Origin of the sequence: Pseudomonas sp. MPC6 (assembly GCF_006094435.1) — a bacterium.
In the GTDB taxonomy this organism is placed as follows: Bacteria; Pseudomonadota; Gammaproteobacteria; order Pseudomonadales; family Pseudomonadaceae; genus Aquipseudomonas.
This window is the reverse complement of record NZ_CP034783.1, coordinates 6517861-6539765: the sequence shown is the minus strand read 5'-3', so window position 1 is coordinate 6539765 and position 21905 is coordinate 6517861. Positions and strand designations below refer to the sequence as shown.

Sequence of the window (21905 nt, the reverse complement as noted above, 5' to 3'; positions counted from 1 at the left end):
GCCGGCAAGCCGGCTCCTACACAGGGTTGCGTGTCGTGACGAAGGTTAGCGGGCCATCACTTCGCGAATATCCGCCGCCAGTTCCCGCACACGCTCTTCTTCAGTGTCCCACGAGCACATGAAGCGGGCGCCGCCGTTGCCGATGAAGGTGTAGAAACGCCAGCCCTTGGCGGTCAGCGCGGCAATGGCCGGTTCCGACAGTTGCAGGAATACGCCATTGGCCTGCACCGGGAACATCAGTTCCACGCCCGGAATGTCGCTGACCAGTTCCGCCAGCAATTGGGCGCAGTGGTTGGCGTGGCGGGCGTATTTGAGCCAGGCGTCGTTTTCCAGGATCCCGACCCACGGGGCCGAGAGAAAGCGCATTTTCGACGCCAGCTGGCCGGCCTGTTTGCAGCGGTAGTCGAAGTCTTCGGCCAGTTTGTGATTGAAGAACAGGATGGCCTCGCCGACCGCCATGCCGTTTTTCGTACCGCCAAAGCACAACACGTCGACACCGGCCTTCCAGGTCAGGTCGGCGGGTGAGCAACCGAGGAATGCGCAGGCATTGGAGAAGCGCGCGCCGTCCATGTGCAGGTTCAGGCCCAGTTCTTTGCAGGTGGCGCTGATGGCGCGGATTTCTTCGGGGGTGTAGATGCTGCCGACTTCAGTGGCCTGGGTCAGGGTCACCACGCGCGGTTTGGGGTAGTGGATGTCCTGGCGCTTGAGGGCGACTTCGCGGATCGATTCCGGGGTCAGCTTGCCGTTTTCGGTACGGGCGACGAGCAATTTTGAACCGTTGGAAAAGAACTCCGGTGCGCCGCATTCGTCGGTTTCGACGTGGGCGGTTTCCGAGCAGATCACGCTGTGGTAACTCTGGCACAGCGACGACAGGGCCAGGGAGTTGGCGGCGGTGCCGTTGAAGGCGAAAAACACTTCGCAGTCGGTTTCGAACAGTTTGCGAAATTGATCGGCCGCGCGGGCGGTCCATTCATCGTCGCCATACGCGCGCTGGTGGCCGTGGTTGGCCTGTTCCATGGCAGCCCAGGCTTCAGGGCAGATACCGGAGTAGTTGTCGCTGGCGAATTGTTGGCTCTTGTCGGTCATGGCCGGCTTCCGTGAACGAGGCTCTTATGATGAAGAGCTTCGTGGTCAATGATGGTGCGTACTTTACCGAAGGTCGTTCGGGGAGCACACGGGATCTTTCTGTAAGAAAAATACAGGGCAATTATGCACATGACTCAACGGGACGGGGCACTGGATCTGCTGAAGTGGCTGGCGCTATTGAGCATGGTGCTCGATCACCTGCGATATGTCGGTTATTCCGTCGATATCCTGTATGTGCCCGGCAGGCTGGCGTTCCCGTGGTTCTGTCTGGCGATGGCGGCCAATCTGTCGCGCGCCCCAAGCGCCACCACCGACGGCCAGTGGCGTTATCTGGGGTGGTTGCTGCTGTTCAGTGCCATCAGTGAGATTCCCTACCGGCTGTTCATCCCTGATCCCGACACCTTCAATGTATTGCCCACGCTGGCACTGGGCCTGGTGGTGGCGCGTGGCTGGCAGCAACCGCTCGTGCAATCGCGATTGCTGGCGGTCGCTGCCGTGGTGTTGGCGGCACTGTTCCCGGAACGACTGATGTTCGGTTTTTTCGGGGTGTTGTTGCCGTGGGTAATGTTGCTGGTGGTCAGGCGGCCCTGGTATTTGAGCTTGTTGCCGGGGCTGGTGTGCCTGGCGGCCAATCAGTGGGAGGTGCTGTATTACTCGGCCCGGCTCGGCAATGGTACTGCCATTCTGGGCATCGCCGTTTGTCTGGTCGCGCCATTGCTGGGGCTGGTCTTGTTGCGACATGCCGGGCATTTCAAGCCGCCACCGATGCGGCGTTGGGCGTATGCCTTGTATCCACTGCATTTTCTATTGCTGCTACTCATCCGCAAGCTCGCCGCTTAACCCTGTAGGAGCTGGCTTGCCAGCGAAAGCGGTGTGTCAGTCGACACATGTACTAACTGACACACCGCCTTCGCTGGCAAGCCCGCTCCTACGGGGGGCTCTGCTGAATTGGAGATCGTGTTCAGTGTGCCATTTCGGGCCATGTCGTAAACGCACCTTTGCGTGGCGTCCGTAGGCATTTGGCCTGTCTGCGCCGGTCATACCATCGCATTCAAAGGGCACTGCCGAAAGGTACGTGCCTCACCGAGACGAATGGCGCACCACCGCCGCTGGGAGAGACGCGATGTTCAGCAAGCAAGACCAGATCAAAGGCTACGACGATGCACTGCTGGCGGCGATGGATGCCGAGGAGCAACGCCAGGAAGATCACATCGAGCTGATCGCGTCAGAGAACTACACCAGCAAACGTGTCATGCAAGCGCAAGGCAGCGGCCTGACCAACAAATACGCCGAAGGCTATCCGGGCAAGCGCTACTACGGTGGCTGCGAACATGTCGACAAGGTCGAGCAACTGGCCATCGACCGCGCCAAGCAACTGTTCGGTGCCGACTACGCCAACGTGCAGCCGCACTCCGGCAGCCAGGCCAACGCCGCGGTATTCCTGGCGCTGCTGCAGGCCGGCGACACCGTGCTGGGCATGAGCCTGGCCCACGGCGGTCACCTGACCCACGGGGCCAAGGTCAGCTTCTCCGGCAAGCTCTATAACGCGGTGCAATACGGCATCGACACCGCCACCGGCCTGATCGATTACGACGAAGTCGAGCGCATGGCGGTCGAGCACCAGCCGAAAATGATCATCGCCGGGTTCTCCGCTTACTCGAAGACCCTGGACTTCCCGCGCTTCCGGCAGATCGCTGACAAAGTCGGCGCTTATCTGTTTGTCGACATGGCGCACGTAGCCGGCCTGGTCGCTGCCGGCCTGTACCCGAACCCGCTGCCGTACGCCGACGTGGTCACCACCACCACCCACAAGACCCTGCGCGGTCCACGTGGCGGCCTGATCCTGGCCAAGGCCAACGAAGCGCTGGAAAAGAAACTCAACGCTGCCGTGTTCCCCGGCGGCCAGGGCGGCCCGCTGATGCACGTGATCGCCGGTAAGGCGGTGTGCTTCAAGGAAGCGCTGGAACCTGGTTTCAAGGCCTACCAACAACAAGTGATCGACAACGCCCAGGCCATGGCCGGCGTATTTATCAAACGCGGCTACGATGTAGTGTCCGGCGGTACCGATAACCACCTGTTCCTGGTCAGCCTGATCCGTCAGGGCCTCACCGGCAAAGAGGCGGATGCAGCACTCGGTCGCGCCCACATCACCGTGAACAAGAACGCCGTGCCGAACGATCCACAGTCGCCGTTCGTGACCTCCGGCCTGCGCATCGGCACCCCGGCGGTGACCACTCGCGGCTTCAAGGTAGCGCAGTGCACGGAGCTGGCCGGCTGGATCTGCGACATCCTCGACAATCTCGGCGACGCCGATGTCGAGGCCAATGTCGCCCAGCAAGTGTCGGCCCTGTGCGCGGACTTCCCGGTTTATCGCTGAGCGCGGTTTTGGAGTAAATGACTATGCAACGCTACTCAGGCTTCGGCCTCTTCAAACACTCCCTCAGCCATCACGAAAACTGGCAGCGCATGTGGCGTACGCCGACCCCGAAAAAGGTCTATGACGTGGTCATCGTCGGCGGTGGCGGGCATGGTCTGGCGACCGCCTACTACCTGGCCAAGGAGCACGGCATCACCAATGTGGCCGTGGTCGAGAAAGGCTGGCTGGGCGGCGGTAACACCGCGCGCAACACCACCATCGTGCGCTCCAACTACCTGTGGGACGAGTCGGCGCACCTGTACGAACACGCGATGAAACTGTGGGAAGGCCTGTCCCAGGACCTGAACTACAACGTGATGTTCTCCCAGCGCGGCGTTTACAACCTTTGCCACACCCTGCAGGACATTCGTGATTCCGAGCGTCGGGTCAGCGCCAACCGCCTCAACGGCGTCGACGGCGAATTGCTTGATGCCAAGCAAGTGGCTGACGAGATTCCGTACCTCGACTGCTCGAAAAACACCCGCTACCCGGTAATGGGCGCCACCGTCCAGCGTCGCGGCGGCGTGGCCCGTCACGATGCCGTGGCCTGGGGCTTTGCCCGTGCCGCTGACGCCTTGGGCGTCGACCTGATCCAGCAGACTGAAGTGATCGGTTTCCGCAAGGAAAACGGCGTGTGCATCGGCGTTGAAACCAACAAGGGCTTCATCGGCGCCAAGCGCGTCGGCGTGGTCACTGCCGGTAACTCCGGGCACATGGCCAAGCTCGCCGGTTTCCGCCTGCCGATCGAATCCCACCCGCTGCAAGCGCTGGTGTCCGAGCCGATCAAGCCGATTATCGACAGCGTGATCATGTCCAACGCCGTACACGGTTACATCAGCCAGTCCGACAAGGGCGACCTGGTGATCGGCGCCGGTATCGACGGCTACAACGGCTACGGCCAGCGTGGTTCGTACCCGGTGATCGAACACACCATCCAGGCCATCGTCGAGATGTTCCCGGTGTTGTCCCGCGTGCGCATGAACCGGCAGTGGGGCGGCATCGTCGATACCACGCCGGATGCCTGCCCGATCATCTCGAAAACCCCGGTACCGAACATGTTCTTCAACTGCGGTTGGGGCACCGGCGGCTTCAAGGCGACACCGGGCTCGGGCAACGTGTTTGCCGCGAGCCTGGCCAAGGGTGAAATGCACCCATTGGCTGCACCTTTCTCCATCGACCGTTTCCACAACGGTGCGTTGATCGACGAACACGGCGCTGCAGCAGTCGCCCACTAACAGGAGAAATCCCTATGTTGCATATCTTCTGTCCTCACTGTGGCGAACTGCGCTCCGAAGAGGAATTCCACGCTTCCGGCCAGGCGCACATCCCGCGTCCACTGGACCCGGCCAGCTGCACCGACGAGGAGTGGGGCGACTACATGTTCTTCCGCGATAACCCTCGCGGTCTGCACCACGAGCTGTGGGATCACGTCGCCGGTTGCCGTCAGTATTTCAACGCCACCCGCGACACCGTGACCTACGAGATTCTCGAAACCTACAAGATCGGCACCAAGCCACAATTCACCGACAAGACCGACAGCCCGAAAGCGGCCGCCACGGCTCTGGGAGAGAAGGTATGAGCCAGATCAATCGCCTGTCCAACGGCGGACGGATCGACCGCAACAAAGTGCTGAGCTTCACCTTCAACGGCCAGAGCTACAAAGGTTTTGAAGGCGACTCCCTGGCTGCCGCCCTGATCGCCAACGGTGTGGATATCATCGGCCGCAGCTTCAAGTATTCGCGTCCGCGCGGCATCTTCGCCGCCGGTGCCGAAGAGCCGAACGCGGTGCTGCAGATCGGCGCCACCGAAGCCACCCAGATTCCCAACGTGCGCGCCACGCAACAGGCGCTGTATCAAGGCCTGGTCGCCACCAGCACCAACGGCTGGCCGAGCGTGAACAACGACATGATGGGGATTCTCGGCAAGGTCGGCGGCAAGCTGATGCCGCCGGGCTTCTACTACAAAACCTTCATGTACCCGCAATCGTTCTGGATGACTTACGAGAAGTACATCCGCAAGGCCGCAGGCTTGGGTCGCTCGCCGACCGAGAACGATCCGGACACCTACGACTACATGAACCAGCACTGCGACGTGCTGATCGTCGGCGGTGGCCCTGCCGGCCTGGCCGCTGCACTGGCGGCTGCCCGCAGCGGTGCCCGGGTGATTCTGGCGGATGAACAGGAAGAGTTCGGCGGCAGCCTGCTCGATTCCCGCGAAAGCCTCGACGGCAAGCCTGCCACCGAGTGGGTCGCCAGCGTCATTGCCGAACTCAAGGATACCCCGGACGTGCTGCTGTTGCCGCGTGCCACGGTCAACGGTTACCACGACCATAACTTCCTGACCATTCACGAGCGCCTGACCGATCACCTCGGCGATCGCGCACCGATTGGCCAGGTGCGTCAGCGCATCCACCGGGTTCGCGCCAAGCGTGTGGTGCTGGCGACCGGCACTCACGAGCGTCCACTGGTTTACGGTAACAACGACGTGCCGGGCAACATGCTCGCCGGCGCAGTGTCGACTTACATCCGTCGTTACGGTGTGGCACCGGGCAAAAAACTGGTGCTGTCGACCAACAACGACCACGCTTACCGCGTTGCCCTGGATTGGCTCGATGCCGGCCTGCAAGTGGTGGCCATCGCCGATGCCCGCAGCAATCCGCGCGGCGCCTTGGTTGAAGAAGCTCGTGCCAAAGGCATCCGCATCCTGACCGGCAGTGCCGTGATCGAGGCTCGCGGCACCAAGCGCGTGACTGCAGCTCGCGTTGCCGCGATCGACGTCAAGGCGCACGCCGTGACCAGCCCGGGTGAATGGCTCGAATGCGACCTGGTTGCCAGTTCCGGCGGTTACAGCCCGGTGGTTCACCTGGCCTCGCACCTGGGCGGCAAGCCGATCTGGCGCGACGACATCCTCGGTTTCGTCCCGGGCGAAGCGCCGCAGAAACGCGTGTGTGTCGGTGGCATCAACGGCGTCTACGGCCTCGGCGATTCCCTGGCCGATGGTTTCGAGGGTGGCGCTCGCGCGGCCAGCGAAGCCGGCTTCAGTGTGGTCGAAGGCACCTTGCCCAAAGCCCTGGGCCGTGTCGAAGAACCGACGCTGGCGCTGTTCCAGGTGCCTCATGAAAAGAACTCTGCACGAGCGCCGAAGCAATTCGTCGACTTCCAGAACGACGTCACCGCTGGTGGCATCGAGCTGGCGACCCGCGAAGGTTTCGAATCGGTCGAGCACGTCAAACGCTACACCGCACTGGGCTTCGGCACCGACCAGGGCAAGCTGGGCAACGTCAACGGCCTGGCCATCGCCGCTCGCTCGCTGAACGTGACCATCCCGCAGATGGGCACCACCATGTTCCGTCCGAACTACACGCCGGTGACCTTCGGCGCCGTGGCCGGTCGTCACTGTGGGCACATCTTCGAGCCGGTGCGCTTCACTGCGCTGCATCACTGGCACGTGAAGAATGGCGCCGAGTTCGAAGACGTCGGGCAGTGGAAACGTCCGTGGTACTTCCCGAAAAACGGTGAAGACCTGCACACCGCGGTCAAGCGCGAATGCAAAGCCGTGCGCGACAGCGTCGGCCTGCTGGACGCTTCGACTCTGGGCAAGATCGACATCCAGGGCCCGGACTCCCGTGAGTTCCTCAACCGCATCTACACCAACGCCTGGACCAAGCTGGACGTGGGCAAGGCGCGCTACGGCCTGATGTGCAAAGAAGACGGCATGGTCTTCGACGACGGCGTAACCGCCTGTCTCGCCGACAACCACTTCGTGATGACCACCACCACCGGCGGCGCTGCGCGCGTGCTGCAATGGCTGGAAATCTACCACCAGACCGAATGGCCAGACCTGAAGGTGTACTTCACGTCCGTGACGGATCACTGGGCAACCATGACCCTGTCCGGGCCGAACAGCCGCAAGCTGCTGGGCGAAGTCACCGACATCGATATCAGCAACGAAGCCTTCCCGTTCATGACCTGGAAAGAAGGCCTGGTCGGCGGTGTGCCGGCGCGGGTATTCCGGATTTCGTTTACCGGTGAGCTGTCGTACGAAGTCAACGTGCAGGCCGACTATGCGATGGGCGTGCTGGAAAAAATTGTCGATGCTGGCAAGAAGTACAACCTGACCCCCTATGGCACCGAAACCATGCACGTGCTGCGGGCCGAGAAGGGTTTCATCATCGTCGGGCAGGACACGGACGGCTCGATGACCCCGGATGACCTGAACATGGGCTGGTGTGTCGGTCGCACCAAACCGTTCTCCTGGATTGGCCAGCGTGGCATGAACCGCGAAGACTGCGTGCGTGATCAGCGCAAGCAGCTGGTGGGCCTGAAGCCGATCGATCCGACCAAATGGCTGCCAGAGGGTGCGCAGTTGGTGTTCAACACCAAGCAAACCATCCCGATGACCATGGTTGGTCACGTGACTTCCAGTTACCTGCACAACTCCCTCGGCTATTCGTTTGCCATGGGCGTGGTCAAGGGCGGCTTGAAGCGCATGGGTGAGCGAGTGTTCGCACCGCTGGCCGACGGCAGCGTGATCGAGGCGGAAATCGTTTCTTCGGTGTTCTTCGATCCAAAGGGTGATCGCCAGAACGTGTGATGATCTCGAGTCCTGTGGTGGGCTGGCTGGCGCTTTCGCGAGCAAGCCCGCTCCCACAGGGGAACGCGGTCAAATGTGGGAGCTGGCTTGCTCGCGAAGGCGGTAGTTCAGCCACCACAAGGCTAGAACCAACAGAATTCAGGAACAGGTGCTTTATGACCGCAGCCAATGTGTACCAACAACGCCCAACCACCGGGGCCAAGGCCGAATCGTCGTTGCATCATGCCGACCTCGCCAGCCTGGTGGGCAAGGGTCGAAAAAGCGCCGGCGTGATCGTGCGCGAGAAAAAACTGCTCGGCCACCTGACCATTCGTGGCGACGGCCACGATGCGGCCTTCGCCGCGGGCGTGCAAAAAGCCTTGGGCATCGAATTGCCAGGTGCGCTGACCGTCATCGTCAAAGGCGAAACCAGCCTGCAATGGATGGGGCCGGATGAATGGTTGCTGATCGTGCCGACTGGCGAAGAATTCGCCGTCGAGCAAAAACTGCGTAAAGCGCTGGGCGACCTGCACATCGCCATCGTCAACGTCAGCGGCGGCCAGCAGCTCCTCGAACTGAGCGGCCCGAACGTGCGCCAGGTCCTGATGAAATCCACCAGCTACGACGTGCACCCCAACAGCTTTCCGGTAGGCAAGGCGGTGGGCACGGTGTTTGCCAAGTCGCAACTGATGATCCGCCACACCGCCGAAGACACCTGGGAACTGCTGATCCGTCGCAGCTTCTCGGATTACTGGTGGTTGTGGTTGCAGGATGCTTCGGCCGAGTACGGGCTTAGCGTCCAGGCCTGAGATCGCCTTCGCTGGCAAGCCAGCTCCTGCAGTGGACCGTGTTGTCCCGGATTTTCACGGATGACATCAAACCTGTAGGAGCCGGCTTGCCGGCGATCAACCGCGCAGCGGTTGCCCCATAACAACAGGAGTCACCGCACTATGAGCCGCGCCCCAGACACATGGATTCTGACCGCCGACTGCCCAAGCGTGCTCGGCACCGTGGACGCGGTGACCCGCTTTCTGTTCGAGCAGGGCTGCTACGTCACCGAACACCATTCCTTCGATGATCGGCTCTCGGGCCGTTTCTTCATTCGCGTGGAATTTCGCCAGCCCGACGGCTTCGACGAACAGTCGTTCCGCGCCGGCCTGGAAGAACGTGGCCAAGCCTTCGGCATGATCTTCGAACTGACCGCGCCGAACTACCGGCCGAAAGTGGTGATCATGGTCTCCAAGGCCGATCACTGCCTCAATGACTTGCTCTACCGCCAGCGCATCGGCCAGTTGTCCATGGACGTGGCCGCCGTGGTCTCTAATCACCCGGACCTCAAGCCGTTGGCCGACTGGCACCAGATTCCCTACTACCATTTCCCGCTGGACCCGAACGACAAGCCGTCCCAGGAGCGCCAGGTCTGGCAAGTGATCGAAGAGTCCGGCGCCGAGCTGGTCATTCTTGCCCGCTACATGCAGGTCCTGTCGCCAGAGCTGTGCCGCAAACTCGACGGCAAGGCGATCAACATTCATCACTCCCTGCTGCCGGGTTTCAAGGGCGCCAAGCCGTATCACCAGGCCTACAACAAGGGCGTGAAACTGGTCGGCGCCACGGCGCACTACATCAACAACGACCTGGACGAAGGCCCGATCATCGCCCAGGGCGTGGAGGCGGTGGACCACAGTCATTACCCCGAAGATCTGATCGCCAAGGGGCGGGATATCGAAGGGCTGACCTTGGCGCGTGCCGTGGGTTATCACATTGAACGAAGGGTCTTCTTGAACGCCAACAGAACCGTCGTTCTTTAGATCGCCTTCGCGGGCAAGCCTCGCTCCTACAAGGGCAACGCGGTCAACTGTAGGAGCGAGGCTTGCCCGCGAAGAGGCCCGAACAGACAACACAAGACATACAGGCAACAACCCGAGCAATCAACGCGCCGCCGATACCGGGCGACGCGACTCCATAAAAACAACATCGAGGTGAAAGCATGTCTGGCAATCGTGGTGTGGTGTATCTCGGCAATGGCAAAGTCGAAATACAGAAAATCGACTATCCAAAAATGCAGGACCCGCGCGGCAGGAAGATTAACCACGCTGTCATCCTGCGTGTGGTTTCCACCAACATCTGTGGTTCCGACCAGCACATGGTGCGCGGCCGTACCACCGCTCAGACCGGTCTGGTGCTGGGCCACGAAATCACCGGTGAAGTGATCGAGAAGGGCAGCGACGTCGAAAACCTGCAAATCGGCGACCTGGTTTCCGTACCGTTCAACGTCGCCTGCGGGCGCTGCCGTTCCTGCAAGGAGATGCACACCGGCGTCTGCCTCAGCGTCAACCCGGCCCGTCCCGGCGGTGCTTACGGTTATGTCGACATGGGTGACTGGACCGGTGGCCAAGCCGAATACGCCATGGTGCCGTACGCCGACTTCAACCTGCTGAAACTGCCCGATCGCGACCGTGCGATGGAAAAGATCCGTGACCTGACCTGCCTCTCCGACATCCTGCCGACCGGCTACCACGGCGCAGTCACCGCCGGCGTTGGCCCGGGCAGCACCGTGTACATCGCCGGTGCCGGCCCCGTCGGCCTGGCCGCTGCCGCTTCCGCTCGCCTGTTGGGCGCGGCCGTGGTGATCATCGGCGACGTCAACACCGTTCGCCTGGCACACGCCAAGGCCCAGGGTTTTGAAATCGCCGACCTGTCCCTGGACACCCCGCTGCACGAACAGATCGCCGCACTGCTGGGCGAGCCGGAAGTGGATTGCGCCGTCGACGCCGTAGGCTTCGAAGCACGCGGTCATGGCCATGACGGCGTGAAACACGAGGCCCCGGCCACCGTGCTCAACTCCCTGATGGGCGTCGTTCGGGTTGCTGGCAAGATCGGTATCCCTGGCCTCTACGTCACCGAAGATCCAGGTGCAGTGGATGCCGCCGCAAAAATGGGCAGTCTGAGCATTCGCTTCGGTCTGGGTTGGGCCAAATCCCACAGCTTCCACACTGGCCAGACGCCAGTGATGAAGTACAACCGCCAGCTGATGCAGGCGATCATGTGGGACCGCATTCATATTGCCGACATTGTCGGGGTTGAGGTTATTAGCCTTGATGACGCGCCACGTGGGTACGGCGAGTTCGATGCGGGTGTGCCGAAGAAGTTTGTGATTGATCCGCATAAGTTGTTTAGTGCGGCGTAAGGGCTGTGGTTGCAATTGGGCGACTTAAAGTCGCCCAATTGCAATAATTATTTGTAGTGCGCCGCAATAACATTAGTGTGAGTGGGATGTGTGTCTATTTAGTATTTGTAATGCGAGGTTGCTGTTGATGGTCGTCCTGATCGGATGTTGAATATGTCTTCGATAATTGGTTGAGGTGAGTAAGAGCTAAGCTCGACGGGGGCAACTCGCACATCTCTGTATATGGAGGGGTCTATTAATAGTTCTCGTGATTCGGGGAAGAATTTGTAATGTGTGTTTAAGATTTTTTCTGAGGGTTTTTTTACATACACTCCTAGTAAACCTTCGGTGTTACTTGAGTTAAACGCTCCTGATCGAACATTAGCGTACTGAAGCGCTTTGTGTATGTCAGTTGTCGCATAAAACCCGTCGCCATAGAAAGTTCCTGATCCTGTGCCAATGTAACGTGAGTCCAGTCCTGTTACTTGCATTTTTCTGGCATGTTCCGCTGATGTTCCATGGTATCCAACCAGCTCATGCTCGCTGCCGAGGTTTAAGGCCATTTTGTTGGTAGGGCTAATGGGGGACCTGGCAACCGATGTGGCTTTAGGCGGTGATGAAACCTTGGAGCGCAGCATATTTCTGAGGCCTTTGAAGGGGTTGTATCCTTTAGGAAAGAATGAAAAGTGCCCGGTTGAGTCTCTCCTGAGTATCGGTTCTCCCCCACAATACGCATACGCATTCAACCCGCCCATTCCAAACGGACTCCAACTGTCCGGGCTGTTAAATCGCATCAACACCGGGTTAAACGCCCGATACCCATTCCCCAGCAAATAACACCCTGTCACTGGATCCGGCTGTTCGCCGTTGAAGCCAAGCAGGCTGAGCAAACCGCTCGCTAATGGGCGGTGACCGTAAGGTGTGTGAGCGATCGGCCGCGGACCAGACGCATCGGGTACGCTCAACACCGAGCGCTGTTGATCGGTGGCGAGCAGGCTGACTTCCAAGGTGCCAGTCTGGCGCTGTTGTTGTGCCAGCAATTGATCTTCGTGCTGCATGATCGAACGCTGGATCTCGTCTTGAATTTCGGTGACCAGTCGATCTTTGAGGTAGAAACGCCGGGTATTCGCTTTCGCTGACAGCGTGTAATCAACAAGTCGATCCAGCGGGTCGTACTGATAACGGCAGAGCAGGGCTTCGCGGTCGATCTGCATGGATTGAGCTCCCCCTCGATTGAGATTTTCACTGTGCTGCAACTCGCCGGGTTTGCCTACTAGCAGAACTGATAGGGTCGCTGAGGCATCGCGGGTGTTCAGGCCTCGTTACAAGGTCCATTCATCACGAGGCTTTCGGGTTTCACATTTTATCTACGTGAGTGGGTCAAAAATGGACGTGGCATCGAGGAACATGTCGACCAATAGCCGGTCAAACCGGCAGTTTTTCCGTCTGGCAACAGGCGGTTTTCATGGCACAAGAGGATGTCTGAATGAGGATTTCACGCGGTTTTGCACTGGCATCGCTCATGACCCTGGCCGCCAGCCCGGTCTTTGCCCAGTTCAGCCTGAACGATGCAGCCAATGCCATTTCCGGCATGAAAGGCGATAACGCCGCCGCCACGGCCGCGCCTACTTCCGAGACGGCCGGTCTGCTGAGTGCGCTCAGCCAATTGAACGTGACGCCACAACAGGCCGTTGGCGGCACCAGTGCGATGTTGGGGTTGGCGAAGAACCAGTTGAGCTCGACCGACTATTCGCAGCTGGCGAAAAGTGTACCGGGGATCGACAAACTGTCGGGCGGTGGTGAATTGGGTGCGCTCGCCGGGTTGCTGGGTTCGTCTGGCAAGGCGGCCGGCCTGGACAACGCCCTGGGCGCCGTCAAGGACACCAACGACTTGAACAATGCGTTCAGCGCCTTGGGCATGGACACCGGCATGATCGCCCAGTTTGCCCCGCTTATCCTGCAATACTTCGGTCAGCAGGGCGTCGGCGGTTCGTTGCTGCAAAGCCTGGGCGGAATTTGGGGTGTCGGCACCGGCATCGGTAGCTGATTCAGCGGCGCTCGACGCGCAAGGCGTCGATGCGCTGGTCCTTTTCGATCCAGAGCTGGTTGACCCGGTTCTGGAGGGTTTCCCGTATCGGGTGACGAATGTTTCACTTGGGCAGCGGTATGATCGCAGCCTTGGCCAAGGGTGTACGCCATCCCTATGCAGGCGCTGGCGCAGGCTGCGATCTTTTGATCTTCAACCACGCCGAACGAATTCAAGAGCGACGGTCTAAAACCCCATTGCCCCAACTCCCCAAGGAAGCCCATTACGTGAAATCCCTCCTTGCATTGCTCTCCCTGGTGGCCCTGCCAATCCTGGCCGCCGAGCCGACCCTTTACGGCCGCTACGAATACATCGCCTTGCCGGAAATCGGCGGCGAAGTGCTCAAGGCCAAAATGGACACCGGCGCCCTGACCGCGTCTCTCTCGGCCAAGGACATCGAAACCTTCACCCGCGACGGCGATGAATGGGTGCGCTTCCGCCTCGGCACCAAGGACGCGAGCAACAAGGTCTACGAGCACAAGGTCGCGCGGATCAGCAAGATCAAGACCCGCTCCGAAGAAGGCGACGATGACGACGAAGACGTTGCACCCACCAAGCGGCCAGTGGTTGATCTGGAGCTGTGCCTGGGCAATGTTAAACGCACGGTTGAGGTCAACCTGACCGACCGCAGCAGCTTTAATTATCCGTTGCTGATTGGCGCCAAGGCGTTGCGTGAGTTTGGGGCGGCGGTGAATCCGGCTCGGCGGTTTACGGCGGACAAGCCGGATTGTTGATCGATCGAGATTTAACGTCCTTTTGTGATCGTCATATGGATATTGGTGAGCGGGGATTGCGAATCTGATTTACCTGTTTAGTGAGTTCGGAAATGTCGCTGTCTATGTTATTTAGCAGGATTAGACGCCTCTCTCTGTCACCGGGGCGGTCGGAGGCGAGTCTCTTGGATACATTGATTCTTGCGGACTCAAGGTTAGCGAGCCTTTCCCTGGGGTCATGTAAATACTGTACGTGAACGCGGGGGACTGGTTTTTTTGCCGGTTCGAAGAGGCCATAATCCAGGTCGGCGTAATAATCTTGAGGTTTTAAATCGGTAACGATCTTTGGGGAGGACAAAGGAGGTGGCTTTGCTACTCCACTTGGCATTGATGCCTCGGTGCTACTACGGGCAACTGTTTTTGATACCGGGTTTGTATTTTTAGCTACTTTAGGTCCGCGCCCGAAAATCCTTCTGAAGAACTTTCCAATCCCCCAAAAATGTCCCGATGGATCACTCCGATTAATCGAATCGCCTCCGCAGTAACCATACGCATTTAACCCCCCTTCCCCAAACGGACTCCAACTGTCCGGACTGTTAAACCGCATCAACACCGGGTTGAACTGTCGATACCCTTTCCCCAAATGATAATGCCCGGTCAACGGGTCCGGCAGTTCGCCGTTGAACCCAAGCAGGCTGAGCAAGCCGTTTTCCGGTGGGCGATGACCGTAGGGTGTGTAGGCGATGGGCCGAGGCCGATTCGAGTCAAGCGCGTTCAGCACCGAGCGCTGTTGATCGGTAGCCAGCAGGATTGTTTTGCGAGAGTGCGAAGGCATCGGCGGAGCTCCTGGCAAGGTCCATAAAGTCGGACCTTCAGCATCAGACTGTTTTCAGTTTTTGCCTACTAACAGAACTGCTAGGTCCGAGCCTCTAACCCTCCGTTGCGGATTGACGTCGTATCAACCTTGGTCCACCGTTCGCCCACTCAACTGCCGGGCTCGAACGCCATGCCCCATATCCTGATAGTCGAAGACGAAGCCGCCATTGCCGACACCCTGATTTTCGCCCTGCAGGGTGAGGGCTTCACCACGACCTGGTTGAGTCTCGGCGCGGCGGCGCTTGAGCATCAACGCCAGACTCCGGCGGACCTGATCATTCTCGACATTGGCTTGCCGGACATCAGCGGTTTCGAAACCTGCAAGCAGCTGCGGCGGTTCAGCGAAGTGCCGGTGATGTTCCTCAGCGCCCGGGATGGGGAAATCGATCGCGTGGTGGGTCTGGAAATCGGCGCGGACGATTACGTCGTCAAGCCGTTCAGTCCCCGTGAAGTGGCGGCGCGGGTCAGGGCGATTCTCAAGCGCATGGCGCCACGAGCCGTGACCGAGGCCTCTGCGGCATTGTTTCGCATCGACAGCGAGCGTGTGCAGATCAGCTATCGCAACCAGTCGCTGAGCCTGACCCGTCACGAATTTCGTCTGCTGCAATGCCTGCTGGAGCGACCCGAGCGTGTGTTCAGCCGCGAGCAGTTGCTCGATGCGCTGGGTGTCGCCGCAGATGCCGGTTATGAGCGCAGCATCGACAGCCATATCAAAAGCGTGCGCGCCAAATTGCGGCTGGTGAAGGCTGATGCCGAGCCAATCCAGACCCACCGCGGCCTGGGTTATAGCTACAGCCCGGAGCGCAGTTGATGCCGCTGGGGATCCGGATCTTCCTGGTCTATGTGCTGTTTATCGGCCTGACCGGTTACTTCGTGCTCAGCACGGTCATGGAGGAAATCCGCCCCGGCGTGCGCCAATCCACCGAAGAAACCCTGGTCGACACTGCCAACCTGATGGCCGAGATTCTGCGTGATGACTTCAAGGCCGGCACCCTCAATCAGAACCGCTGGCCGCAACTGCTCGAGGCCTACGGTGAGCGGCAACCGAAGGCGAGCATTTGGGGGTTGCCGAAGAATCAGGTTAACCACCGCATTTACGTCACCGACGCCAACGGCATCGTGGTACTGGACTCCAGCGGGGTGGCGGTGGGGGCGGATTACTCGCGCTGGAACGACGTCTACCTGACCCTGCGCGGTGAATACGGTGCGCGCTCCAGCCGCAGCGATCCGGATGATCCCGAGTCCTCGGTGATGCACGTCGGCGCGCCGATCCGCGACAACGACCAGATCATCGGCGTGGTTACCGTGGCCAAACCCAATAGCTCGTTGCAACCTTATGTTGATCGCACCGAACGGCGATTGCTCGCGTACGGCGCCGGGTTGATCGGCCTTGGCCTGTTGTTCGGCGCGCTGTTGTCGTGGTGGCTGAGCGCCGCGTTGCGCCGGTTGACGATGTACGCGCAGGCGGTCAGCGAAGGTCGGCGTGTCGAGGTGCCGCACTATCGTGGCGGCGAGCTGGAGCAGTTGGCGACAGCGGTGGAGCAGATGCGCATCCAGCTTGAAGGCAAGGCTTACGTGGAGCGTTATGTCCACACGCTGACCCATGAACTGAAAAGCCCGCTGGCGGCGATTCGTGGCGCGGCGGAGCTGCTGCAAGGCGAGATGCCGTTAGCGCAGCGGCAACGGTTCGTCGACAACATCGACAGCGAAAGTGCGCGGATGCAGCAGTTGATCGAGCGCTTGTTGAACCTGGCGCAGGTGGAACAACGGCAGGGGTTGGAGGAGCGGGTGAGGGTGCCGTTGGCGGCGTTGGTCGATGAGTTGTTGAGCGCGCAAGCGGCGCGGATCGAGGGCAAGCAGTTGCGAGTCGAACAGCAGATCACATCGGATCTGCAGCTGTTTGGCGAACCTTTCCTGTTGCGTCAGGCGCTGGGCAATCTGCTTGAAAATGCCCTGGATTTCACTCCGGCCCAGGGCCTGCTGCGATTCAGCGCCGAGCGGGTTGGGGGCCGGGTTGAATTCAGGCTGTTCAACCAGGCCGAGCCAATTCCCGACTATGCGCTGCCGCGCCTGAGCGAGCGTTTTTACTCGCTGCCGCGTCCGGACAGTGGACGTAAAAGCACCGGGCTAGGGCTTAACTTTGTGGCGGAGGTGGTGAAGCTGCATGGCGCAGAAATGAGTATCGGTAACGTCGAGGGCGGGGTTGAAGTCAGGTTGCGCCTGGCTTAGGACCGAGTTGCGCCCCTTCGCCGGCCCAGTCTCCACACAGTCTCCATATTCCCCACATAAAACCCCCACACCCCCACACCAGACTCTCCCTATCCAAACAGGGAGCGTCCCATGAACCGAAGCCTGACCCTCAAACTCGGGGCCATTGCCCTGCTGATGCTGTTGTTGCTCATCCCGTTGCTGATGATCAGCGGCGTAATCCAGGACCGCCAGCAACTGCGCGATGGCGTGCTCGAAGACATCGCCCGCAGCTCCAGTTACAGCCAACTACTGAGCGGCCCGCTGATGGTGGTGCCCTATCGCAAGGTGGTCCGCACCTGGAAACTCAACGAGAAAACCAACCAGCGCTATCAGGAACTCGGTGAGGAACGAGGTCGCCTGTATTTCCTGCCTGAGCGCTTCGAGCTCGATGGCCAGGTTCAGACTGAACTGCGTAAACGGGGCATTTATGAAGCGCGATTGTTCCACGCCGACAATCGCATCAGTGGGCATTTTTCGCTGCCAGCGCAATTGGGGATCAAGGAAGACTTCAACGATTACCAGTTCGATCAGCCGTTCCTTGCCGTCGGTATCAGCGATATTCGCGGCATCGAGAACGCCTTGAAACTGGAGCTGGACGGCCAACGTCTGGACTTCATTCCAGGCACCCAGGTTCGCTGGTTGGGTGAAGGCGTACACGTAACGCTGCCGGCCCTGGACGCCGGGCAGCCAACGGAACTGACCTTTGGTTTTGACCTGCGCCTGCAAGGCACCGGTCAGTTACAAGTCGTGCCGGTGGGCAAAACCAGCAAGGTATCGCTGGCCGCCAACTGGCCGCATCCGAGCTTCATCGGCAACTACCTGCCGGCTCAGCGCGAAGTCACCGACCTGGGGTTCACTGCCAGTTGGCAAACCTCGTTTTTCTCCACCAACTTGCAAGAAGCCCTGAACAGCTGCGTGTCGGGCAGCGGTTGCGAAGCATTCAGCGGCCGCAGCTTTGGCGTGAGCTTCATCGACCCGGTGGACCAGTACCTGAAAAGCGATCGGGCGATCAAATACGCGCTGTTGTTTATTGTCCTGACGTTCGCGGGTTTCTTCCTCTTCGAAGTGCTGAAAAGCCTGGCGGTGCACCCGGTGCAATATGCCCTGGTCGGCGTGGCCCTGGCGTTGTTTTATCTGCTGCTGTTGTCGCTTGCCGAACATATCGGCTTTGCCTTGGCGTATCTGTTATCGGCGAGCGCCTGTGTGTTGCTGATCGGCTTCTATGTATGCCACGTACTGCGTAGCGTGCGTCACGGGCTGAGTTTTTCGGCCGGGTTGGCGGCCTTGTATGGCTTGCTCTATGGGTTGTTGAGTGCAGAGGATTACGCGCTGTTGATGGGCTCGCTGTTGCTGTTCGGGTTGCTGGGCGTGTTTATGGTGCTGACGCGGAAACTGGATTGGTATGGGGTTGGGCAGAAGACTGCCAAGCCACTGGCGTTCGACATCGGGGCGGTGGAATGAGCCGGTCCGTGGGATTGCGCGAAGATCAGCGGGAGGGGGAAGCGTTGGCGACGCGGGTTGCGATGTTGTTTCCAGCAGATTCGGTTTGGTGCCTTCGCCGGCAAGCCGGTCTCGCTTCCACAAAGATGAAGTGTGTGCGGGTTTGTTCACCAAGGGGTCAGTGAGGGGAGCTGCCTGGTAACGGGTTAAATAAATCTGTTCCGTCGTTGCTTCGCACAGAGGATTTCTCTCGTAAAAAAGTAAGTTTTCCTACAGGAAAAACAGGCTTCCTACAGGGCTAATCCCTTCCCTTTGCAGGACGTTTCCTAGATTATTCCGCACGCTTGCGCCGACAGATTTCCGTGCCTAGTCTTCGTCCGTCACTGCTCATCAGTGATCGGGTTTAGTAGCCCGGACCAATAGGTGCATAGCGTTTTCATGCTCATGCCCGGCAATGTTGCCGGGTATTGAATATGGCGGCTGTGTGTGGGGCATCTTCGGATGCACCGGGTTTCCTATTGACCGGCCTACTAACCTACGCACAGCTGCCACCCATCGTTTAGTAGGCGAGAAGTGTCGGCTCCCACGTAGCAATAGGAGCAACACAGATGAAACGATCAGTTCCCGATCCACCTTCCAATCCAACCGAAAACGACGAACTGCCCAGAGACCGCTCCGCACTCTATCGGGCGATCGATTTCTACCTGACCGGCGAACAACCGTCGGCACCGGATGAGCTCCGGTTCTACAACGTCAGTGATGATGTGAGTTTCGAAGATACCCAACTCTATGTCGCCGACCTGCTGCGCTGTGCCTCGGTCACCGCCTATCAGTGCGGCGAGCACCTCAAAGGCGCAGACAGGGCCATGGTGTTTTCCGTCTGGCATTTGCTGGAGATCGCCAAGGCCATGGTTGATCGGTCGATTGATTGTCTGGGGATGAAGAAAGCTGAGTCTGATCCAGGTCATTAGGCGACGGTGATACCGCCATCGCGAGCAAGCTCGCTCCCACAGGGAAGTTGAGGCGAGCACAAAAAATAATGGCAGGTAAGGACGGTTTTTTAGAATACGAAGCGGGACAGTTTTGTTTGGTTCAAATCTGGCCCGCTGTTTATGCTCATCAATAAATCTGCTCTTGCTGGCGTCAAACCTTGGGCATCGTCGCCAACATAGACGGCCGCTGGCTCACCTCGAAATACCAGCCCGCCAGCTTGGGATTCGCTTCACGCCAGTCTAGGTCCGGGTGACGCAAATCCAGATAACCCAATGCACAGGCCACGCTGATGGCCGCCACATCGAAATGACTGGTCAGCTCGGCGATCGCGTCTTTTTCCAGCAGCGCCAGGGTGCGGCGGATCTTGTCGCGTTGGCCGTCCAGCCATTCGTCCCAGTGTTTTTCCGGTGCGCGCAGGGCCACTTCGTAGCGGGTCAGCACCGCCGCGTCCATGATCCCGTCGGCCATGGAGGCGAGGGTCATGCGCCGCCAGCGGGCCGAGCCGTCGCGGGGGATGAGGGGGTTGCCGACGTGTTGGTGGTCGAGGTAGTCGAGGATGACCCGGCTGTCATGGATGACGTTGCCGTCGGCCAGGCGCAGGGCCGGGATTTTGCCCAGGGGGTTGTCGCCGATCAGTGCAAGGTCCGGGTCGACTGGCGTCAGCACGCAGTTTTGCAGGGCCACGCGGTTTTGTTGGCCGGTTTCGTGGAGCAGCACCATGACTTTGCGAACGAAGGGCGATAGGGGGTTGTGGTAGAGGGTCATGCTTGGGGCGGACATGGCAGCGTCTCGGTCAGTGGCAGTGTCGGCAGCATAGCGCGTAATTTTCGCGAACCGAACTCTGTAGGAGCCGGCTTGCCGGCGAATGCGTCTTCGAATCTTGCGCCAGGCTCTAGGGCGCCTTCGCCGGCAAGCCGGCTCCTACAGGGGGATGTGATGACCATGCAAAACGTCAGGGGCGTTGCATCAAGCCGCGAAGGGCTAGGATTGCGGGGACGCCCAGCCCCAGCCAGCTCAAGGCATCCCATACGCCGTCGCCCAGCAACGCGGCAAACAACCCCGCGCCGCTGAGCAGGGCAATGACCGTGGGCGTGGCGAAGACCTTCCAGAAGTTCGACTGCCGTGGCTTCACGCTTGAGCCTCCGCGTTTTCATGGACAGGTCTGGCGGCCTTGCGCCGCACGACCCACAAGTAAACACCGCTGCCGAGCACGATGATGGTCAGCACATCCAGGGTCGCCCAGAGGATTTTCATCGGCATGCCACCGTAATCACCGAAGTGCAGGGGCTGCGACATGCCCATGGCGTCCATGTACCACGGCCGTTCGGCCACGGCGGTGACTTGCAGGGTGCTGGCGTCGATCAGCACCGGTGTCAACAGATGCGAAGTCAGGTGCGTGCTGCCTTTCATGAACACGGCGTAATGGTGCTCGCTGGAAAACCGGGTGCCGGGGAAGGCGATGAAGTCCGGTTGCATGCCGGGCGCGACGTCTTTGGCGATGTCGAGCAAACGTGTCGCCGGAGCGAGTTGCGTCAGCGCTGGCGCATCGCGGTACGGTGCGATCATGGCGCTGAGGCTGTCGTTGCGCCAGGCGGCGATCAGCAGGTCGGCGCAGGCGCTGATGACGCCGGTCACGCCGACCACCAGGGCCCAGGTCAGGGTGACCACGCCGATCAGGTTGTGCAAGTCGAGCCAGCGCAGGCGGGTGGATTTGTCCTGGCGCACGGTGGCGAATTTCAAGCGACGCATGAACGGCAGGTAAAGCACGGTGCCGGAGACGATCGCGACCACGAACAGCAGCCCCATGAACGCCAGCAGCAGCTTGCCCGGCAGGCCGGCGAACATGTCCACGTGCAGGCGCAGCATCACCATCATGAAACCGCCGTTGGCCGACGGCATCTCCAGCGCTTCGCCGGTGCGGGCGTCGAGCATGAAGGTGTGCGACGAGTTCGGCTCGGTGCCGGCCGTGGCCGCCATGATCGCGATCGCGGCGTTGGGCTCGTCTTCTTCGAAGCCGAAGTACTGCATGACTTCGCCGGGACGATGTTTTTCGGCCGCCTGCACCAACTGCTGCAGGTTCAGCTGCGGGGTGTCCGCCGGCATTGCCTTCAACTCGGCGGCATCGCCCAACAGGTGGTCGATCTCGTGATGGAAGATCAGCGGCAGGCCGGTCAGCGCCAGCATCAGCAGGAACACGGTGCAGATCAGGCTGGTCCAGGTGTGGACGAAGGACCAGCGGCGAATTGTTTTACTTTTCATTTCATGGCCTTCAGAAATACCAAAGCCGTCCTCGTAGGACGGCCTGGG

The 21905-nt window shown here is 60.0% G+C and carries 19 protein-coding genes and 1 pseudogene; 14 read left to right on the top strand and 6 right to left on the bottom strand.

Going from position 1 to position 21905, the window contains the following annotated elements:
- Positions 1-45 precede the first annotated feature (45 nt).
- On the bottom strand, positions 46-1086 hold the full coding sequence (locus ELQ88_RS32565; protein ID WP_138969354.1) for a low specificity L-threonine aldolase: 1041 nt from the start codon (positions 1084-1086) through the stop codon (positions 46-48).
- Between the two features lie 123 nt (positions 1087-1209).
- Between ELQ88_RS32565 and ELQ88_RS32560 the strand changes: the two genes are divergently transcribed.
- The 8 genes from ELQ88_RS32560 to fdhA all read left to right on the top strand — a co-directional run bounded on the left by ELQ88_RS32560 (position 1210) and on the right by fdhA (position 11261).
- Positions 1210-1926, top strand: coding sequence for a TraX family protein (locus ELQ88_RS32560; RefSeq protein WP_138969353.1), 717 nt, complete (start codon positions 1210-1212; stop codon positions 1924-1926).
- Positions 1927-2209: 283 nt separating this feature from the next.
- Positions 2210-3463, top strand: a complete 1254-nt coding sequence (gene glyA / locus ELQ88_RS32555; protein WP_128874041.1) for a serine hydroxymethyltransferase — start codon at positions 2210-2212, stop codon at positions 3461-3463.
- 23 nt (positions 3464-3486) lie between these two features.
- On the top strand, positions 3487-4737 hold the full coding sequence (locus ELQ88_RS32550; RefSeq protein ID WP_007980419.1) for a sarcosine oxidase subunit beta: 1251 nt from the start codon (positions 3487-3489) through the stop codon (positions 4735-4737).
- A gap of 14 nt (positions 4738-4751) precedes the next feature.
- Positions 4752-5081: a sarcosine oxidase subunit delta gene (locus tag ELQ88_RS32545; protein WP_028619944.1), complete on the top strand. Its 330-nt coding sequence runs from the start codon at positions 4752-4754 to the stop codon at positions 5079-5081.
- Positions 5078-8095 (top strand): sarcosine oxidase subunit alpha, encoded by a 3018-nt coding sequence (locus tag ELQ88_RS32540; RefSeq protein WP_138969352.1) that lies wholly within the window; start codon positions 5078-5080, stop codon positions 8093-8095. Before ELQ88_RS32545 ends, ELQ88_RS32540 begins: the two co-directional genes overlap by 4 nt.
- A 155-nt stretch (positions 8096-8250) precedes the next feature.
- Positions 8251-8883 carry a sarcosine oxidase subunit gamma family protein gene (gene soxG, locus ELQ88_RS32535; protein ID WP_128874039.1) on the top strand — a complete coding sequence of 211 codons (633 nt, stop codon included), beginning with the start codon at positions 8251-8253 and terminating at the stop codon, positions 8881-8883.
- A 141-nt stretch (positions 8884-9024) separates the two neighbouring features.
- Entirely contained in the window at positions 9025-9882 is an 858-nt protein-coding gene (purU, locus tag ELQ88_RS32530) for a formyltetrahydrofolate deformylase (protein WP_064680161.1), read from the top strand.
- A 179-nt stretch (positions 9883-10061) separates the two neighbouring features.
- Positions 10062-11261 carry a formaldehyde dehydrogenase, glutathione-independent gene (gene fdhA / locus ELQ88_RS32525; protein WP_007947729.1) on the top strand — a complete coding sequence of 400 codons (1200 nt, stop codon included), beginning with the start codon at positions 10062-10064 and terminating at the stop codon, positions 11259-11261.
- 98 nt (positions 11262-11359) lie between these two features.
- On the opposite strand, the gene ELQ88_RS32520 is transcribed toward fdhA, so the two are convergent.
- The gene (locus ELQ88_RS32520; protein WP_138969351.1) at positions 11360-12454 is read right to left on the bottom strand and encodes an RHS repeat-associated core domain-containing protein; all 1095 of its coding nucleotides are present in this window, start codon (positions 12452-12454) and stop codon (positions 11360-11362) included.
- 272 nt (positions 12455-12726) lie between these two features.
- On the opposite strand from ELQ88_RS32520, the gene ELQ88_RS32515 reads away from it, so the two are divergent.
- Together ELQ88_RS32515 and ELQ88_RS32510 are read left to right on the top strand one after the other, a co-directional pair.
- Positions 12727-13287 (top strand): DUF2780 domain-containing protein, encoded by a 561-nt coding sequence (locus tag ELQ88_RS32515; RefSeq protein WP_138969350.1) that lies wholly within the window; start codon positions 12727-12729, stop codon positions 13285-13287.
- Positions 13288-13553: 266 nt separating this feature from the next.
- Positions 13554-14060, top strand: coding sequence for an ATP-dependent zinc protease (locus ELQ88_RS32510; RefSeq protein ID WP_064680154.1), 507 nt, complete (start codon positions 13554-13556; stop codon positions 14058-14060).
- 478 nt (positions 14061-14538) lie between these two features.
- On the opposite strand, the pseudogene ELQ88_RS32505 reads toward ELQ88_RS32510, so the two are convergent.
- A pseudogene (locus ELQ88_RS32505) lies at positions 14539-14853 on the bottom strand (RHS repeat-associated core domain-containing protein); the annotation flags it as partial.
- Between the two features lie 192 nt (positions 14854-15045).
- Between ELQ88_RS32505 and creB the strand changes: the two are divergent.
- The 4 genes from creB (at position 15046) to ELQ88_RS32485 (ending at position 19576) form a co-directional block, all read left to right on the top strand.
- Positions 15046-15726: a two-component system response regulator CreB gene (creB, locus tag ELQ88_RS32500; protein ID WP_128874035.1), complete on the top strand. Its 681-nt coding sequence runs from the start codon at positions 15046-15048 to the stop codon at positions 15724-15726.
- The gene (creC, locus tag ELQ88_RS32495; protein WP_138969349.1) at positions 15726-17144 is read left to right on the top strand and encodes a two-component system sensor histidine kinase CreC; all 1419 of its coding nucleotides are present in this window, start codon (positions 15726-15728) and stop codon (positions 17142-17144) included. Before creB ends, creC begins: the two co-directional genes overlap by 1 nt.
- 111 nt (positions 17145-17255) lie before the next feature.
- The gene (gene creD, locus ELQ88_RS32490; RefSeq protein WP_138969348.1) at positions 17256-18626 is read left to right on the top strand and encodes a cell envelope integrity protein CreD; all 1371 of its coding nucleotides are present in this window, start codon (positions 17256-17258) and stop codon (positions 18624-18626) included.
- A 587-nt stretch (positions 18627-19213) separates the two neighbouring features.
- The gene (locus ELQ88_RS32485) at positions 19214-19576 is read left to right on the top strand and encodes a hypothetical protein (RefSeq protein ID WP_138969347.1); all 363 of its coding nucleotides are present in this window, start codon (positions 19214-19216) and stop codon (positions 19574-19576) included.
- 172 nt (positions 19577-19748) lie between these two features.
- Here ELQ88_RS32485 and ELQ88_RS32480 read toward each other — a convergent pair whose 3' ends face one another.
- The 3 genes from ELQ88_RS32480 to ELQ88_RS32465 all read right to left on the bottom strand — a co-directional run bounded on the left by ELQ88_RS32480 (position 19749) and on the right by ELQ88_RS32465 (position 21857).
- Positions 19749-20378 carry a glutathione S-transferase gene (locus tag ELQ88_RS32480; RefSeq protein ID WP_138969346.1) on the bottom strand — a complete coding sequence of 210 codons (630 nt, stop codon included), beginning with the start codon at positions 20376-20378 and terminating at the stop codon, positions 19749-19751.
- A 172-nt stretch (positions 20379-20550) separates the two neighbouring features.
- The gene (locus ELQ88_RS32470; protein ID WP_128874031.1) at positions 20551-20730 is read right to left on the bottom strand and encodes a hypothetical protein; all 180 of its coding nucleotides are present in this window, start codon (positions 20728-20730) and stop codon (positions 20551-20553) included.
- The gene (locus ELQ88_RS32465) at positions 20727-21857 is read right to left on the bottom strand and encodes a PepSY-associated TM helix domain-containing protein (RefSeq protein ID WP_128874030.1); all 1131 of its coding nucleotides are present in this window, start codon (positions 21855-21857) and stop codon (positions 20727-20729) included. Before ELQ88_RS32465 ends, ELQ88_RS32470 begins: the two co-directional genes overlap by 4 nt.
- Positions 21858-21905: the final 48 nt, after the last annotated feature.

Bases quoted from the DNA above. Each gene is read 5' to 3' on its own strand.
- ELQ88_RS32565 (WP_138969354.1), bottom strand. From the start codon at position 1,086: ATGACCGACAAGAGCCAACAATTCGCCAGCGACAACTACTCCGGTATC.
- ELQ88_RS32560 (WP_138969353.1), top strand. From the start codon at position 1,210: ATGCACATGACTCAACGGGACGGGGCACTGGATCTGCTGAAGTGGCTG.
- glyA (WP_128874041.1), top strand. From the start codon at position 2,210: ATGTTCAGCAAGCAAGACCAGATCAAAGGCTACGACGATGCACTGCTG.
- ELQ88_RS32550 (WP_007980419.1), top strand. From the start codon at position 3,487: ATGCAACGCTACTCAGGCTTCGGCCTCTTCAAACACTCCCTCAGCCAT.
- ELQ88_RS32545 (WP_028619944.1), top strand. From the start codon at position 4,752: ATGTTGCATATCTTCTGTCCTCACTGTGGCGAACTGCGCTCCGAAGAG.
- ELQ88_RS32540 (WP_138969352.1), top strand. From the start codon at position 5,078: ATGAGCCAGATCAATCGCCTGTCCAACGGCGGACGGATCGACCGCAAC.
- soxG (WP_128874039.1), top strand. From the start codon at position 8,251: ATGACCGCAGCCAATGTGTACCAACAACGCCCAACCACCGGGGCCAAG.
- purU (WP_064680161.1), top strand. From the start codon at position 9,025: ATGAGCCGCGCCCCAGACACATGGATTCTGACCGCCGACTGCCCAAGC.
- fdhA (WP_007947729.1), top strand. From the start codon at position 10,062: ATGTCTGGCAATCGTGGTGTGGTGTATCTCGGCAATGGCAAAGTCGAA.
- ELQ88_RS32520 (WP_138969351.1), bottom strand. From the start codon at position 12,454: ATGCAGATCGACCGCGAAGCCCTGCTCTGCCGTTATCAGTACGACCCG.
- ELQ88_RS32515 (WP_138969350.1), top strand. From the start codon at position 12,727: ATGAGGATTTCACGCGGTTTTGCACTGGCATCGCTCATGACCCTGGCC.
- creB (WP_128874035.1), top strand. From the start codon at position 15,046: ATGCCCCATATCCTGATAGTCGAAGACGAAGCCGCCATTGCCGACACC.
- creC (WP_138969349.1), top strand. From the start codon at position 15,726: ATGCCGCTGGGGATCCGGATCTTCCTGGTCTATGTGCTGTTTATCGGC.
- creD (WP_138969348.1), top strand. From the start codon at position 17,256: ATGAACCGAAGCCTGACCCTCAAACTCGGGGCCATTGCCCTGCTGATG.
- ELQ88_RS32485 (WP_138969347.1), top strand. From the start codon at position 19,214: ATGAAACGATCAGTTCCCGATCCACCTTCCAATCCAACCGAAAACGAC.
- ELQ88_RS32480 (WP_138969346.1), bottom strand. From the start codon at position 20,378: ATGTCCGCCCCAAGCATGACCCTCTACCACAACCCCCTATCGCCCTTC.
- ELQ88_RS32465 (WP_128874030.1), bottom strand. From the start codon at position 21,857: ATGAAAAGTAAAACAATTCGCCGCTGGTCCTTCGTCCACACCTGGACC.